15 protein-coding genes are annotated in these 15,605 nt (G+C 51.2%); 1 reads left to right on the top strand and 14 read right to left on the bottom strand.

The genetic code is table 11. The annotated features are described in order from the left end of the window. Positions 1–265: 265 nt before the first annotated feature. From AC50YG_RS11350 to AC50YG_RS11330, 5 genes are all read right to left on the bottom strand, one after another. A complete protein-coding gene (locus AC50YG_RS11350) occupies positions 266–553 on the bottom strand; it encodes a stage VI sporulation protein F (RefSeq protein ID WP_338555831.1) in 288 nt (95 codons plus the stop codon). Between the two features lie 71 nt (positions 554–624). Further along, positions 625–2,676: an ATP-dependent DNA helicase RecG gene (recG, locus tag AC50YG_RS11345; RefSeq protein ID WP_494827173.1), complete on the bottom strand. Its 2,052-nt coding sequence runs from the start codon at positions 2,674–2,676 to the stop codon at positions 625–627. 12 nt (positions 2,677–2,688) lie between these two features. Further along, positions 2,689–3,543: a DegV family protein gene (locus tag AC50YG_RS11340; protein WP_341282375.1), complete on the bottom strand. Its 855-nt coding sequence runs from the start codon at positions 3,541–3,543 to the stop codon at positions 2,689–2,691. A gap of 56 nt (positions 3,544–3,599) precedes the next feature. Beyond that, positions 3,600–5,399 carry a DAK2 domain-containing protein gene (locus AC50YG_RS11335; RefSeq protein WP_494826859.1) on the bottom strand — a complete coding sequence of 600 codons (1,800 nt, stop codon included), beginning with the start codon at positions 5,397–5,399 and terminating at the stop codon, positions 3,600–3,602. Between the two features lie 18 nt (positions 5,400–5,417). After that, positions 5,418–5,777 carry an Asp23/Gls24 family envelope stress response protein gene (locus tag AC50YG_RS11330; RefSeq protein ID WP_473759435.1) on the bottom strand — a complete coding sequence of 120 codons (360 nt, stop codon included), beginning with the start codon at positions 5,775–5,777 and terminating at the stop codon, positions 5,418–5,420. A 471-nt stretch (positions 5,778–6,248) separates the two neighbouring features. On the opposite strand from AC50YG_RS11330, the gene rpmB reads away from it, so the two are divergent. Further along, complete coding sequence (gene rpmB / locus AC50YG_RS11325; RefSeq protein WP_046230617.1) at positions 6,249–6,437, top strand: 50S ribosomal protein L28; 189 nt, start codon at positions 6,249–6,251, stop codon at positions 6,435–6,437. Between the two features lie 107 nt (positions 6,438–6,544). On the opposite strand, the gene spoVM is transcribed toward rpmB, so the two are convergent. From spoVM to fmt, 9 genes are all read right to left on the bottom strand, one after another. Further along, complete coding sequence (spoVM, locus tag AC50YG_RS11320) at positions 6,545–6,625, bottom strand: stage V sporulation protein SpoVM (RefSeq protein ID WP_040711006.1); 81 nt, start codon at positions 6,623–6,625, stop codon at positions 6,545–6,547. A gap of 382 nt (positions 6,626–7,007) precedes the next feature. Next, positions 7,008–7,289: a hypothetical protein gene (locus tag AC50YG_RS11315; RefSeq protein ID WP_473759436.1), complete on the bottom strand. Its 282-nt coding sequence runs from the start codon at positions 7,287–7,289 to the stop codon at positions 7,008–7,010. A 41-nt stretch (positions 7,290–7,330) separates the two neighbouring features. Further along, complete coding sequence (rpe, locus tag AC50YG_RS11310) at positions 7,331–7,975, bottom strand: ribulose-phosphate 3-epimerase (protein WP_473759437.1); 645 nt, start codon at positions 7,973–7,975, stop codon at positions 7,331–7,333. Between the two features lie 7 nt (positions 7,976–7,982). Further along, entirely contained in the window at positions 7,983–8,924 is a 942-nt protein-coding gene (gene rsgA / locus AC50YG_RS11305; RefSeq protein WP_494827171.1) for a ribosome small subunit-dependent GTPase A, read from the bottom strand. Beyond that, complete coding sequence (pknB, locus tag AC50YG_RS11300; RefSeq protein WP_494826855.1) at positions 8,908–11,100, bottom strand: Stk1 family PASTA domain-containing Ser/Thr kinase; 2,193 nt, start codon at positions 11,098–11,100, stop codon at positions 8,908–8,910. Before pknB ends, rsgA begins: the two co-directional genes overlap by 17 nt. After that, on the bottom strand, positions 11,087–11,869 hold the full coding sequence (locus AC50YG_RS11295) for a Stp1/IreP family PP2C-type Ser/Thr phosphatase (protein WP_494826853.1): 783 nt from the start codon (positions 11,867–11,869) through the stop codon (positions 11,087–11,089). Before AC50YG_RS11295 ends, pknB begins: the two co-directional genes overlap by 14 nt. Positions 11,870–11,875: 6 nt before the next feature. Next, positions 11,876–12,922 (bottom strand): dual-specificity RNA methyltransferase RlmN, encoded by a 1,047-nt coding sequence (gene rlmN, locus AC50YG_RS11290; protein ID WP_341282369.1) that lies wholly within the window; start codon positions 12,920–12,922, stop codon positions 11,876–11,878. Between the two features lie 104 nt (positions 12,923–13,026). Next, complete coding sequence (gene rsmB / locus AC50YG_RS11285) at positions 13,027–14,631, bottom strand: 16S rRNA (cytosine(967)-C(5))-methyltransferase RsmB (RefSeq protein ID WP_494826851.1); 1,605 nt, start codon at positions 14,629–14,631, stop codon at positions 13,027–13,029. After that, complete coding sequence (gene fmt, locus AC50YG_RS11280; RefSeq protein ID WP_494826849.1) at positions 14,628–15,605, bottom strand: methionyl-tRNA formyltransferase; 978 nt, start codon at positions 15,603–15,605, stop codon at positions 14,628–14,630. The genes rsmB and fmt overlap by 4 nt, the downstream gene beginning before the upstream one ends.

The following is a 15,605-nucleotide window of genomic DNA, read 5'->3' as shown; positions in this document are numbered from 1 at the left end:
TGTCACCGCAAAACTCTAAAGAGCCAATCTAGTGATTATCCAGACTAGCAAACGATAATCATCCAAACCTCTAAATCACCCCAAATGTGAGTTACTGATTACTATTGCAATGCAATTGGCGTCTGTCCTATAATCGTTCGCCGCAGTTAGAACTAGTCAGTTCAAAAAACGGGAAATATGGGAAAAATAATAGATAAATAGAGTTGCATAAGAAGCATGATCACCTCCTAAAAGCAACCCACAAAAAAAAGCTGACCGCAGACGGTCAGCGAAACATGCCCCAAAGCTTGAGCAAGTGAAACGTATTGTTTGGGTCGATCTTCTGGGCGAGAACGAAAGCGACGATCTGCTCCTCCTGCGTATCCGTAAGCGGCTCCTGCAGGATACTGGCGGTCGATTTCACCAGCTTTCTGACTTTGACGCGATCCTGCAGGTCGAATTTAGTTACGTTAGCGAGCAGCAAGCGCACGCGATCCTTCATGAGCGGATTTTTCAGCTTGCCTTTAATACGTTCGACCAACTGCGGGCGAATACCGTACTTTTGGTAGCTCAATGTTCCAGACACCTCCATCTTGGCATACCGTTTTCACGTTTAACTATATGCCAAAGGTTCCCGGATATTTCCTAATCAAGCTGTTCTCCTTGAAAAAGTTGATCACGATTCAGCTTCGCCTGTATTCTTGCATAAGCCGGATTGTCCCAAAAATCGTCGCGGGCGCACAGTTCAGCCGCGTCGTCCCGCGCCATTTCCAGCACTTCGAAGTCCGCCGCCATGTCCGCGACACGAAATTCTGGCAGACCGCTCTGCTTCGTTCCGAAAAAATCGCCCGGCCCCCGGATTTCGAGGTCACGGCGTGCCACCTCAAAGCCGTCATCTGTTTCCGTCATGACCTTCATGCGCTCGCGCCCTGTCTCCGACTTGGGATCAGCGACTAGCACGCAATAGGATTGATGGGCGCCACGGCCAACCCGGCCCCGCAGCTGATGCAGCTGTGACAAGCCGAACCGCTCCGCATCCATAACGATCATCAGCGTCGCATTCGGAACATCGACGCCTACCTCAACAACGGTCGTAGCTACGAGTACATGCAGCTCATTCGCACCGAAGGAGCTCATGACCTGCTCTTTCTCCGCCGCGCTTAGGCGCCCATGCAGCAGACCGATTTTCAGATCGGGAAAGGCTTGCTGCACCTGCATATACTGGTCAATGGCATTTTGCACATCCAGCTTCTCCGATTCCTCAATGAGCGGGCATATCATATAGACCTGTCTGCCCTCTCCTACCTCGCGGCGAATAAAGCCAAGCACCCGGTCCATCATGCTATGCTTGACCCAATACGTTTTGATCGGCTTGCGCCCGTGCGGACGCTCGCGAATTGTCGATACATCCATATCCCCGAAAGCGGTAATGGCCAGCGTTCGCGGAATTGGCGTCGCCGTCATCGTCAGCACATCGGGATTCATTCCTTTGCGTCGTAAAACGCTGCGCTGATTAACGCCAAAGCGATGCTGCTCGTCCACTACAACCAGACCGAGACTGCGGAAAAAGACCGTCTCCTGAATGAGTGCATGCGTACCAACGACAATGTTGATCAGCCCCATCTGAAGCCCCGCAAATACATCGCGGCGACGACGCTCCGTCATGCTTCCCGTCAGCAGTCCCACCTCAATGTCCATGCCCTCGAACAGCTTCGTCAAGGAACGCATATGCTGCTCCGCCAATATTTCCGTCGGAACCATTAGCGCGCCTTGATGCCCGGATTTTACCGCACCATAGAGCGCAATGGCGGCAACGACCGTTTTACCCGAGCCGACATCGCCTTGCAGCAGCCGATTCATGCTTGCAGGCTGCCGCATATCGACCAATAGTTCATTAACGACCTTCTTCTGCCCATCCGTCAGCTCGAACGGCAGCGTGGACGCGAACTGCCGAATCGTCTCCGCTTCAATGATATGGGCGATGCCATCACCCCGCTTGCGGCTGAGCATTCGGTAAGCCTGCAATTTCAGCTGAAATAGAAACAGCTCCTCATACACCATCCGCCGCCGTGCCTCGAGACCCTCCCGTATATCTCCGGGCTCGTGAATGTGCAGCACTGCATCACGGCGAGCAATGAGCCGGTGCCGCTCCATAAGCTCAAACGGCAGCACTTCCTCGATCATCGGGCCATATTGCTGCAAAGCCTGCTTGATCGTCTTGCGCATCCATGGCTGCGTAATGGCCCCACCGACGGAATACACCGGCTGCAGCGTCCCTGATTTGGCAGAGCCGGTCCCTTCCGGAAACTCGGACTCCGAGACGGTCATCTGCTGGCGATGCTGCTCCCACTTGCCTGTCAAAATAATGGTACGGCCAGGCGTCAGCTGATCCCTTAGAAAATGGCGGTTAAACCATACCGCTGTAACGAGCAAAAAGTCGATCTCAATTTTACAAGTGAGCCGCGATTTATTTTTCCCGTAACGCTGCAGCACTGGCATGCCCCGCACAACCCCTTGTACGGTAGCTTTGTCTCCGTCCTTGACATCCGCTAGCGCGCGAACGCGATAATCCTCATAACGAAATGGAAAATAGTCCAGCAAATCAGCAACGGTATGAACGCCAAAGGCGTGAAGCTCTTGCTCCTTTGGAGCGCTCACGCCTTTAATTTGCCGGACGGAATATTGCTCCAGCGTCATCATAATCATTCCTCACACTTTATACATAAATACAGCCGAGGTATTAGGACCCACATGGGTACCCACCGTGGCGCCAATCGTTATAAAATCAATGAATGCCACATTCGGCTTATCTTGGAGCAGCGCCGCAAGCTCCTGCGCCGTCTGCTCGCCGTGCGTCCAGCCAATCGCAACCCCAACGCGAGCATTGCCAAAATCCTTGTCGAGCATTTCCATAATGCGCAGCATCGCTTTTTTCGTACCGCGCACCTTGTCCACGGACTGAACCGTCCCTTCCTGATCAAGGGAAAGAATCGGTTTAATGTTCAAAATCGATCCGAACAGCGCTGCCGCCTTGCCGATTCGGCCACCCTTCTGGAGAAATTCCAGCGAACCAACGAGGAAATAAAGGCTTAGCTCCTTTTGAAGACGGGCCACCTCTGCCAAAATCGCCTCTTTAGAGGCCCCCTCACGCGCCATTCGTGCTGCCGTCACTACCTGAACCCCATAGCCATACGAAGCCGACTTGGAATCAATGACCGTCACATCCGCTTGCTCATCGAGCATCGATTTCGCAATGACGCCCGACTGATAAGTGCCGCTGAGTACGGACGCCAAATGAATCGATATAATAATAGCTTCCGGATCGCCTAGCAAAATCCGTTCATATACTTCAAGAAACTCCGCTGGAGACGGCTGAGAGGTTGTCGGAAGAACAGGCGAAGCAATCAGTTTTTCATAAAACTGCTCCTTCCCAATCGTCACGCCATCCAAATAGGTTTCTTCACCAAACAGCACCTTTAGCGGTATAACCTGAATGCCCAGCTCTGTACATCTTTCAGCCGGGATATCCGAAGTGCTGTCGGTAATAATATGAATGTTCCTCATCTTCGCGACCCCTTTCGTACCGAATAAACAGCTGTTGAATGATTAGTGTCCTGTCATTATTCCACAGCGAATAAATAAGGATAAAGCGGCTGTCCGCCCTCTTGAATTTCCAGCTCTGCATCGGGATAAGCCTCTGCCACCCATGCTTCCAGCGCTTCCGTATCTTCCGCTTTCGCCTCTGCTCCAGTCAGCACCGTAATCAGCTCGCCGCCGCCGGCCATAAGCTCAGTAATGAGGAGGCGGCAAGTCTCTGCCAGATCCTCATGCGCCGCGACAATGGCCTTCTCTTTAATACCGATAAAATCGCCCTCGCGAATATTTACACCATCAATTGTCGTGTCGCGAACCGCATGCGTTACTTGGCCGGATACAACTTGCTCAGCCGCATTTTTCATCCAATCCGTATTGCGCGAAGCGCTCTCATCCTCTTTGAAAGCCAGCACCGCCGCAAGCCCTTGCGGGATTGTCTTCGTCGGGATAACCGTAACGTTGCGTTCACTAAGCTCAGCAGCCTGCTCAGCAGCAAGAATAATATTGCCGTTATTCGGAAGCAAGTAAATATGATCCGCCACAAGCGATTCAATAGCCTTCACGAAATCTTCGGTGCTCGGGTTCATCGTTTGCCCGCCGGACAGCACGATATCCACTTCATTATCCAGAAAAATGTTCGAAATGCCTTCGCCGAGAGCTACGGCAATGATGCCGAATGGCGCCAGCTCATGAACTTGTCCAGGCGGCACGGCCGCTCCCGAAGTTCCCGCCAGCAGCTCTGGCGAGGAAATGCTTCCCGACAGCGCATAATCAGGCAGCACCGCGTAGGACGGAATCGCTGTTTCTTCCTCTAGAAGCTCACGATGCTGATCACGCATATTCAGAATATGCAGGTTCGTCAGCTCGCCGTAAGGCAGTGCCAAATTCAGCACATCACCCGGCCTGCGGGAATGCACATGAACTTTAATGATATCGTCCTCAGCGATGACAAGTATGGAGTCCCCGTCTTTGCCAAGCGCTTTCTTGAAAGCGTATTCATCAAAAAACGGCGCAGCTTTGCCCCCAGGCTTGCGATTTATAAAAAACTCCATATCATAGAAAAACTCAATATCCGCCGTCTCCAGACGGGATTGTGCAGCAAAATTCGTGGCCTTACGTGGAGCTGAAGCTGGCTGTGCCGTCGGGACACTTACTTCTTCAGGTGGCGCTGCTTCAGATAATAGCGAATAGCTTTCATATGAACCTTCGCCTTCAACTAAATAACGCACAAACCCTTCATAAATAAGCACTAGCCCTTGTCCGCCAGAATCTACAACGCCAACCTGCTTAAGCACAGGAAGCATATCCGGTGTACGCTGGAGTGTTTCATTCGCTTTTTCGTAAACCTCTTTCATCAGCTCCGTAACATCATTCGTACGGCGTGCATAAGTAACCGCATGCTTCGCTGCTTCCTTGGCTACCGTCAAAATCGTTCCTTCCACCGGCTTCACAACAGCCTTATAAGCAAGATCTACACCGTGCTGCAACGCCGCTGCAATCTGCTGTGGGCCAGCTTGCTCAGCGTTTGCAAGTCCCTTCGAAAAACCACGAAACAGCTGTGACAAAATAACGCCTGAGTTGCCTCTAGCTCCCATCAGAAGTCCTTTAGACAGTACTTCCGTCGTTTTGCCTAAATGGTCGGACGGCTTGCTGCGCAGCTCACGAATGCCCGAGGCAATCGTCAAATTCATATTCGTTCCCGTATCGCCATCAGGCACAGGGAAAACATTCAACGCATTTACCTTATCGACATTTTGATTTAACAACTCTGCGCCCAGCACGGCCATGGCGGTAAAATCGGAACCGTTAATGAAGCCCTTACTCAATGAAAATTCCCCTTCCTGCTATGTAGATACCCTTACATCCTGCACAAATATATGGACCTGGTCCACGTTAAGACCAATAACATCGCTCATCACATATTTCACCTTCGTCTGAATATTATGCGCTACTTCTGAAATTTTCGTACCGTAGCTCACAATAATATACAAATCAATATAAAGTTTATCTTGTTCTCTACGAATTTCAACGCCGCGCGCCAAATTCTCTCTGCCCAGGAGCTCGGCAATGCCATCCTTTAATTGTTTGCGAGAAGCCATCCCGACAAGGCCATAACAATCCATCGCGGCGGAACCGGCCATAACGGCAATGCATTCCTCTGTTATGAAAATTTGGCCAAGCTCAGTGCTGAGCGTAAGTGGCATGGAAATTCACTCCTTTATCGTGTAGATCGCGTCTTTAAAGGGAACAAGCGTAAACGGCTGTCGCCGTCCTCTGGCGGCAAAGCTGCCCATTCATCAAATCATTCTCAGCTATTTGCCGTCTAGCATGAATTACCCTGTTTAAAGTCAATTGCTACTGAAGCTGCAACAAAAATCTTTGACTAATTATTATTGTACTATAAACTGTTACGTTATAGAAGGGCAGACGGTGCCAACCTCAGGCAAATCGCCATAAAAAACATCAGTTTTAGTTGCTCAGACCCCACAACTATGATACGATATCAAAGTATGTTTTTGTGCAGGCTTCTTCGACGCTTTTTCAAGCCAATGAAGCGGTTTTGCTCACGCAGAACTGGGAGCTTATGGCTACGATGCGGTTTTGCTTATGCAATAACTGACAGCTTATGCTAACAATGCGCTTTTAGCTCAGCACTACTTGAAGGAGGTGTACTCATGTCCCGCAAATGTTTTCTAACAGGCAAAAGCCCTGGTACAGGCAATAACGTTTCCCACGCTAACAACAAAAACCGTCGTTCTTGGGGAGTAAACGTTCAGAAAGTTCGCATTCTAGTTGACGGTAAACCGAAACGTGTTTATGTCAGCGCGCGCGCTCTGAAATCCGGTAAAGTAACTCGCGTATAATTCATCTCCTGCAGCTTTATGCTGTATGGTAGACAAAAAGCACCTGGGCTCAGGTGCTTTTTATTGTTCACATAAACCACGATCATTCGAAGGCGGCTGCAAAGGAACTAACTTTTTTGGAAGGTATTCAAAATCGCCTTTACGAACCCGCCCAAAAATTTCGGCAGCTTGATCGTGTAAAATTTCATGCCCATCCCTCCTCAGACACGCTCATCGAAATGGTGACTTACATGCTTTTTCTTCCCGCATACACATGCTATGTTTCACGCAAGGTGAAACGGCTGTCGCCATCTTCTGGCGGCGCGGCGCGTTTCATTCCGAGAAATATAGAGAACGGATAGAAACATCATATACGTTCCTATATTTCAAGGTGAAACGGCCGAAAGCCATCCTTTGGTGGCGCAGCGCGTTTCATTCCGAGAAATATAGAGAAAGAATAGTGCTGCGATATACTTCCCTATATTTCAAAAAAAATGGCTACACGAACCTGCGTTCATGTAACCATCCTATGCGCTTAACCTTTGTCCTATTCCATTTGAACGAGTGCTGGAGGGCCCATATCCGCGATGATCACGTCATTGGAGGCGGATTTTCATTAATGAACTGGATTGCCGTATAAACCAATACGGCCAAGAAATAAAACACCAGCCCCAGCACGATTACCGTTATTCGTGCCCATAGCTTCTCGACCCTTTTGAAAAACTGAAAAATCAAATACAAAGCAAGCAAAGAAAAAACGTATTTGATCATCCCAGTTAGAATGGAGAAAGCCGCAAGCAGCAAGCCTATACCGAGCGCAAATAGGAGCACCCACAGCCATGTCTTCCCTCGAGATGTCTCGTATTCTTCCATTACAGCCTCCCAAGTGCAAACTTAATTTGAGGATATGCAGCCTAGCGTAAAACCGATATAGCTGCCGCGCGATCTGCTTGGGCAAATACTGCATTGCCGGCTACGAGTACATTCGCACCCGCCTCCGTCACAAGCTTAGCCGTTTCTTCATTGATGCCGCCATCCACCTGCACATGAACATGCTGCAGCCCGCGCTCCACAAGCATGCTGCGGATTTGACGCAGCTTATTCAGCGAATAAGGGATAAACTTCTGTCCGCCGAAGCCCGGATTTACCGTCATAACCAGGATCAGATCCACATCGCCCAGCACAGATTCCAGCACAGATACCGGAGTTCCTGGATTGATGGCTACGCCAGCCGGAAGTCCCAGTTCCTTAATTTGATAAATCGTACGGTGCAAATGCACACATGCTTCTGCATGTACCGTAATACGATCAGCACCAGCGGCTGCGTAATTCGCGATTGACAATTCCGGACGCTCGATCATCAGATGCACATCAAAAGGCAGCTTTGTTGCTGGCCTTACAGCCGCAATGACAGGAGGACCGAAGGTTAAGTTCGGCACGAACTGTCCATCCATAACGTCTACATGAATCCAGTCCGCTCCGGCCTGCTCAATACCTGAAATTTCTTCTCCGAGCCGGCTGAAGTCAGCCGATAAAATAGAGGGTGCTATTATAGTCATGGGTTTGTCAGTACCTCCGTTTTTTATCTTTCATTTCATTTAAAAACTGCAAGTAATTTTCATGACGGCTTGGCGCTATTTTCCCTTCTGCCAAAGCAGCAAGGACCGCGCAGCCCGGCTCCTGCACATGCGTGCAGCCACGAAATTTGCAGTCCGGAGACAACGCGCGTATTTCTCGAAAACAGTAGCCTAAATCTTCAATGCCAAGCTCGGTGAAATCGAGCTGGCTAAAGCCAGGCGTATCGGCGACATAACCTCCGCCAATTTCAATCAGCTCCACATGCCTCGTCGTATGCTTGCCCCGCCCAAGGCGGTTACTGATCGCATTCGTCTCAAGCTGCAATCCAGGAACAATTGCATTAAGCAGCGAAGACTTGCCTACACCCGATTGCCCGGCAAAAACCGCCAAATGCCCTTGTAGCCGCTTTTGAAGCTCGTCAATGCCCTTGCCTTGTCTGGAACTTGTCCCATATATCTCGTAGCCAATAGCGGAATAAATGCGGTTGACAGAAGAGGCGGCCTCAGCAGCCGCTTCCGTCTCCTCGCCATCATGCTCCAAATCCTGCTTGCTAAGGCACAGCACCGCTTCAATCTCCGCATGCTCGATATGCACAAGAAACTTATCCAGCAGCGTCAAATTGAGCGCTGGCTCCGTTACGGAGAAAACCAGCATCGCCACATCAATATTCGCCACCGGAGGGCGTATAAGCTCGGATGAGCGAGGCAAAACCCGCTCCACCGTCCCCTCGCCGTTCTCCGTAAGGCTGTATATAACTTCGTCGCCTACTAGTGGCGTAATTCCTTTATTTTTCAAAATGCCGCGCCCACGGCATTGTACCGTTGCACCCTGAGATTCAGCCTCATCAGGCAGTACATAATAATAGCCGCTGAGCGCCTTCACAATGCGTCCACGAAGCTCAAGAGATGCGTGATTATGGCTGCTGCTCATCTTTTCCCTTGCCTTTTCCTTCCGCTTCTCCATGTTCGCTTCCTTGGTCATCGCTGTCGTTAACCTCCGATTGTTCCGGCTCCACTGTCGGTTCAGGAGCTGGCGATTCCGATACGACCGGCTCTTCTGTAACAGGCGTTGTCACCTGTTCTTCCTCGCCCGGCACCGTGACGGTAGATGAACTGCTGCTTTGCGCCAGTTGATCGTAAGTGACGGATTTCGTATCGACAAACTGACTGTCCCGATAAATCGTAATCATGGCCTCAGTGTTCGGTGCCAGGATAACGGTTACGGGAAATGTCTGGGTATCTTGAATTTGGTTTCTGCCCCATTCAATGTTTTGCCCTCTAGAGTCGGTATAGACGATGCGAATTTCGCTCGTTTTTCCAGCCTTCGCTGGCGAAATGACAACATTGAACTGATGCTCCTTCGCTTCCGCAGAAGGACCTGAGCTGACTCGAATGGTAATTTTTGTTCCTTTTGGAACAGGATCATTCGGCTTGTATTGGTCCTGATTGAGCACAAGGCCCTTGGCTTGCACATAGCTCGGCTCATACAAAATATCATCGTCTGAAAGCGTCAGTCCATTTGCCTTCACCATATCTTTAGCCTCAGCTACTGTTTTGCCAATCAAGTTCGGCATTTTAATCGTTTCCATGCCTTTGCTGACCATAAACTGGAATTTCACCGTATTCGGATCAAAATCCGTTCCCGGCTCCGGCTGTTGTGTAACAACCGTATCCGCTTCCAGCTCGCTGAATACTTCTTCAACATCAATTTGCGTATCCGGATTAATCCCAAGCGCAGAAAGCTCATCCTTAACCGCCTGCAGCGTCTTGCCCCGGTAATCGCCAAGCTGCTTAAGCATCGGCCCATCACTCACAGATAGCTGTATGAACGAGCCCTGCTTGACGCGCATATTTTTCTTCGTCTGCTCAAATACCTGATTGATCGGTATATCGTCGCGGAACTCCCGTATCGTCGGTTCCTGCACCTTCAGCCCAAAATCCTCAAGCTTTGCCGTCGCCTGCTCCAAGTCGAGGCCGACAACGTACGGCACATTCACTTCCTCTACATCCAGCCGATCAAGCAAAGTCACGAATCCCCATATTATGAATGCCAGGACAACCAGCGTGCTTGCCACGATTATCGTCGGTCGCTTCCAGCCCTTTGCTTTCTTATTCAGAACTTCTTTATCTCCCTGCCGGCCCGTCTGATCCGAAGAAACCTCCGCCTTCTCATAGCTTGACTCGCTTTGGCGAATGGGACGGATATCACTGCCGCGAATGGCTGGCATGACACGAGTCTCATCCAGATCATTTACATGGGCAAATGAAACCTTTTCCTCATTCCTTCGATTTGGCGCGAGGCAGGTTTCCAAATCGTTCAGCATTTCCTGAGCCGAATGGTAACGTTCCCCCGGATTTTTGCGCATCGCCCGTAAAATAACATTTTCCACACTTTGCGGAATATGAGGGTTTACAACGCGCGGCTCCTCAAATGTTTCCTGCAAATGCTTCAAAGCGACGCTGATTGGGCTTTCTCCCAAAAAAGGCAAATTGCCGGTAAGCATCTGATAGAGTACAATGCCCAGCGAATAAAGGTCGGATTTCTCGCCTGTACTTACCCCTTTAGCATGCTCAGGAGAAAAATAATGAACCGAGCCCAGCACCGAGCCTGTCTGGGTAATAGTAGAAGAAGTAACCGCGCGGGCAATACCGAAATCGGTTACCTTGACCCTGCCGTTTTTACCGATCAAAATATTATGTGGTTTAATATCACGATGAATAATATGATTCTGATGGGCATGACCAAGCGCATCGCAGATTTGAATGGCAATACGAACCGATTCATCCGCCTGCAGCGGTGCACGCTCCAAAATAATCTCATTAAGATTGCTGCCTTCGATATATTCCATAACGATATAATGCGTATCTTCCTCTTGTCCTACATCATAGATGCTAACGACATTGGGATGGGATAACGCAGCTGCCGACTGCGCCTCACGGCGAAATCTGCGAATAAACTCTTCATCATGCACAAACTGCTGGCGCAGCACTTTAACCGCCACATTGCGGTTCAACAGGACGTCATGGGCTTTATAGACAAGCGCCATGCCGCCTCCGCCGATGCGAGTCAGAATTTCATAGCGACCGCCTAAATTATGCCCTATCATCAGCTGTACACTCCTCTCGATCTGCGCTGGTATTTACTTGCAGCAGCACGACGGTAACGTTATCGTCCCCGCCAGCGCGCAGCGCCAAATGGATGAGATGCTCCGCTTTATCTTTCAGGCTCGCTCCACCCTTCGTTACGGTATACATAATTTGATCATCGCTGACCATGTTCGTCAGCCCATCGCTGCACAGCAGGATGAAATCATCGGCCGAGTAGGAAATCGTCTGGATATCAACCTCAACAGACGCATCGGTGCCTACCGCTCTGGTGAGCACGTTGCGCCGTGGATGGACCACCGCCTCCTTCTCGCTGATCTGCCCTGATTTCAGCAGCTCATTGACAAGCGTATGATCCTCCGTCAACTGCACAATGCAGCTTTTGGATATGACATAAGCGCGGCTGTCCCCAATATGTCCGATGACGGCTTCCCGACCTTGAAACATGGCAGCGACTATCGTAGTGCCCATATTATAATATTGCTCATTGCGCGATGCCATGTCATAAACGACATCATTCGCACCTACAATGGCTTTGCGCAAAAATGCCTTGCCTTCCTCAATGGAAAAGTCAGGTCTCGCCGCAATGGGCTCCAGCATTTCACGGAATGTATTCACTGCCAGCTGGCTCGCTACATCGCCCGCCTGATGGCCGCCCATCCCGTCAGCGACTATAGCAAACGTGATGCCATTATCTAGCTGTCCTACCCATGAATGATCTTCATTGACTTGACGAACTTTTCCGATATCGCTCAGGTTTGCCGTAATCAACCGTTATCACCTCGTCGTAGACTCCATGTGCTTCGCACGAAGCTGTCCGCAAGCGGCGGCAATATCATGCCCTTGCTCCCTGCGAATCGTTGCATTTATTTTATTTTTCTCCAGTATACGCTGGAACTCAAAAATATCCTCCCGTGGCGTACGCACATAATTTCGCTCCGGCACATGGTTGACCGGAATCAAATTGACATGGCACAGCAGTCCTTTGAGGACATCCGCCAACTCCTGCGCATGCTCGGGACGGTCATTAACCCCGCCGATCAAAGCGTATTCAAACGAAATCCGGCGACCTGTCTTGGCCAAATAATAACGGCAGGCCTCCATCACATCATCAAAAGGATAACGGCGGTTAACCGGCATCAGCTTGGAGCGCAGCGTATCATTCGGGGCATGAATAGAAAGCGCCAGATTGATTTGCGTATTCTCGTCGGCAAATTTGTACATGCTTGGCACGATTCCGCTGGTCGAAACGGTAATATGGCGCTGGCCAATGTTCAGACCTTTCTCGTGAATCATCGTGCGCAAAAACATCATCGTCGCATCATAGTTCTCGAACGGCTCTCCGGAACCCATAATAACGATGCTTGATACACGCTCATTCGTAACGTCCAGCATTTGCTGTGCTACTACGACTTGAGCAATAATTTCGCCTGCGGTCAAATTCCGCTTCAAGCCGCCCAGCGTCGATGCACAGAAGGTACAGCCGATCCGGCAGCCAACCTGCGTAGTCACGCAAATGCTGTTGCCATAATTATGGCGCATAATAACGGTCTCGATTGCATGGTTGTCATGCAGCCCGAACAGAAACTTGACGGTTCCGTCCTTGGATTCGAATTTCGTTATTTCGGAGAGCGTTACAAATTGAAATTGGTCAAACAGCTTCGTTCTGAGCGATTTGGACAAGTTGCTCATCTCTTCAAAGCTGTTTACACGCTTAACGTACAGCCAATCGTACAGCTGGCCAGCACGAAACGCCGGCTCGCCATTCTCTTTCATCCAATCTTGCAGCTGCTCTAGCGTATAGTCGTAAATAAAAGGTTTCATTAAATTATCACACCTGACTGTATAATAGCGCGGCAAAAGCTCTCTACCTGCGCCGCTGATGATTTATTTTACCACAAACGTCCATCATGAACCACAAGCAACGATTAGGCGCGCTTCAGTAGGCGAGCAATGAAGAAACCATCGCTGCCATAATGCTGCGGAAGCAGCTGCGCATAGCCTTTAAACGCTTCATCGATCGCTCCTGCCTCCTGCAAAGCATGGAGAACAGATTCCGGCCAGTTGCGGTCCAGCTCAAATTCAGGATGCGCCTGTAGAAAATGCTCCACCTGCTCCTCATTCTCAGATCGTTCAATGGTGCATGTGCTGTAGACGAGCACACCGCCCGGCTTAACGAGGTCGCTCACCGCTTCAAGCAGCTCGCGCTGAATATCTGCTATAGCGGCTACATCAGCAGCCGTCTTCGTCCACTTGATCTCGGGCTTGCGCCGAATGACGCCAAAGCCTGAGCAAGGCGCATCCAGCAGCACAGCATCCATCGAACCGCTGGCAAAGCGTTCGGACAGCTGCGCCGCATCGCTTGTTATAGCTTCCACGTTCGTCAAACCGAGCCGCGAAGACTGGTCAATAATAAGCTGCCGTTTATGGGGGTGCAAATCGTTCGCCCACACTTTGCCTTTATTGCCCATGAGCTCAGCCAGATGCGTCGTTTTGCCGCCAGGAGCGGCGCAGCAATCCAGCACCTGCATGCCGGCTGCTGGTGCGACGACCTCGGCTACGAGCATGGAGCTTTCATCCTGCATCGTCCACAGCCCTTCGCGGAAGCCATCCGTATCCACCAAGCTGCCGCCGCGGCGAGTCGTAATACCCGCGGGAGCAAGCGGCGACGCTTCGGCATCAAGTCCAAGCTCAGCAAGCTGCTCAAGTGCTTCAGCCCTTGTTCCGCGGACGGAATTAACCCGTACGCTTCCATGCGGAGAATCATTGCCAGCCGCGCAAATAGCTTCAGTCGTTTGCTCGCCGTAAGCGAGCAGCCAGCGCTTAACGAGCCAGTCGGGATAGGAATGAAGAATCGCGAGCTTTTCCGCCGGTGAACCCGCTTTAATTGCAGACGGCACAAGCTCTGCACGACTGCGATCCATACTGCGCAGCACCCCATTGACCATGCCGGAAATACCTTGATGCCCCCGCTTCTTGGCAATGGAAACCGCTTCGTTAACTGCGGCATGAACCGGAATCCGGTCCAAATACAGCAGCTGGTAAGCACTCATACGCAGCAGTTGATGAACCCACGGCTGCAGCTTATTGAAGCCCTTCGCCACGAATCGCGTAAGCCAATAATCGAGTGTGCGCTGATGCTGAATCGTCCCGTATACCAGCTCTGTAGCGAGGCCCGCATCCGCACGAGAAAGATTAGCATCCTGCAGCGACTGGTTGAGCTTGAGATTGCTGTAGGCACCAGCCCCAGCAACGCTTACCAAAATATCCAGCGCCAGTTCCCTTGGCGTACGAGGAGCACGTGTCGAGCCGCTTTTGCGCGCTCCCGCTTGACCCGCCGCTCGATTGCTTCCGCTGGATGCTTGTCCTCCAGCAGATCCAGCAGAGCGGGATTTGCTGCCTGATTTGCCCCCAGCCTGCGGGCGACGTCCTTGCGTAGCAGCCTTCGATGAAGGCGCCGCTGAATTTTTCTGCTGCGGCCGTCCAGACTTTACTGCTGGCTGCGCAGGCTTAACTTGCTTTTGCTCACTCATTGGTCTTCACCGCTTATCTCGTTTGCTTCGCCGAAGACAGTGCCTTCAGCCAGCCGTGAGCCTTTCAGCCAGTCAGCCGCTGACATCGCTTTTTTGCCTGCTGGCTGAATTTGCGTAAGCACGATTACGCCAGCACCCGTCTGTACGGCGATGCCCGCTCCATTTGCTTCGCGCACCGTTCCCGGCAGAGCTACGGCAGCACGATCCGCGCCAGACGGCTCCGCAGGCTTGGCGCAAGCCCATACTTTGAACAGCTCGCCGAACAAATAAGTGAACGCACCGGCCATCGGCGATAGGCCGCGCACTTGATTATAGATTTGGCGGGCAGATTTCTCCCAATCAATCCGTTCATCCTCACGCGACAAATTCGGCGCGTAAGTTGCCAGCTCATGCTGCTGCTCCGTTGCTGTCGCAGTGCCTGAAATAATGCCCGGCAGCGTCTGCTCCAGCAGCTCCGCTCCAGCCGCGCTCAGCTTCTCAAACAGCGAGCCCGATGTATCCTCGTCGGTTATAGCGACTTCCACTTTGCTGATCATATCGCCAGTATCCAACCCTTCAGCCATATACATAATCGTTACGCCAGTTACCGTCTCGCCATTAATAATCGCACGCTGAATCGGCGCTCCCCCGCGATAGCGAGGCAGCAGCGAGCCATGAACGTTGATACAGCCCAGACGCGGCAGCTCCAGCACACCTTTCGGCAAAATCTGCCCATAAGCTGCGGTCACAATTAAATCAGGGCGATACTGCGCCAGCGCCTGGGTCGCTTCGCTGCTGCGCATGCGCTCAGGCTGCAAAACCGGCAAGCCTAAAGCCAGTGCCGCTTCTTTCACAGGTGGAGGCGTAAGCGTCCGCTTACGCCCCTTTGGACGATCCGGCTGTGTGACAACTGCCACGACCTCATAGCCGTTATTGATTAACAACTGCAAAGAAGGGACGGCGAACTCCGGCGTCCCCATAAATACAATACGCAT

It is taken from the genome of Paenibacillus sp. J31R34 (genome assembly GCF_059383715.1).
Note: the sequence above shows the minus strand (reverse complement) of the source record. Positions and strands in the feature narration are given on the sequence as shown.

Excerpts from the sequence above, each read along its gene's own strand:
- recG (WP_494827173.1), bottom strand. The coding sequence starts at position 2,676 with ATGACGCTGGAGCAATATTCCGTCCGGCAAATTAAAGGCGTGAGCGCT.
- AC50YG_RS11340 (WP_341282375.1), bottom strand. The coding sequence starts at position 3,543 with ATGAGGAACATTCATATTATTACCGACAGCACTTCGGATATCCCGGCT.
- AC50YG_RS11330 (WP_473759435.1), bottom strand. The coding sequence starts at position 5,777 with ATGCCACTTACGCTCAGCACTGAGCTTGGCCAAATTTTCATAACAGAG.
- rpmB (WP_046230617.1), top strand. The coding sequence starts at position 6,249 with ATGTCCCGCAAATGTTTTCTAACAGGCAAAAGCCCTGGTACAGGCAAT.
- spoVM (WP_040711006.1), bottom strand. The coding sequence starts at position 6,625 with ATGAAATTTTACACGATCAAGCTGCCGAAATTTTTGGGCGGGTTCGTA.
- AC50YG_RS11315 (WP_473759436.1), bottom strand. The coding sequence starts at position 7,289 with ATGGAAGAATACGAGACATCTCGAGGGAAGACATGGCTGTGGGTGCTC.
- rpe (WP_473759437.1), bottom strand. The coding sequence starts at position 7,975 with ATGACTATAATAGCACCCTCTATTTTATCGGCTGACTTCAGCCGGCTC.
- rsgA (WP_494827171.1), bottom strand. The coding sequence starts at position 8,924 with ATGAGCAGCAGCCATAATCACGCATCTCTTGAGCTTCGTGGACGCATT.
- pknB (WP_494826855.1), bottom strand. The coding sequence starts at position 11,100 with ATGATAGGGCATAATTTAGGCGGTCGCTATGAAATTCTGACTCGCATC.
- rlmN (WP_341282369.1), bottom strand. The coding sequence starts at position 12,922 with ATGAAACCTTTTATTTACGACTATACGCTAGAGCAGCTGCAAGATTGG.
- rsmB (WP_494826851.1), bottom strand. The coding sequence starts at position 14,631 with ATGAGTGAGCAAAAGCAAGTTAAGCCTGCGCAGCCAGCAGTAAAGTCT.
- fmt (WP_494826849.1), bottom strand. The coding sequence starts at position 15,605 with ATGCGTATTGTATTTATGGGGACGCCGGAGTTCGCCGTCCCTTCTTTG.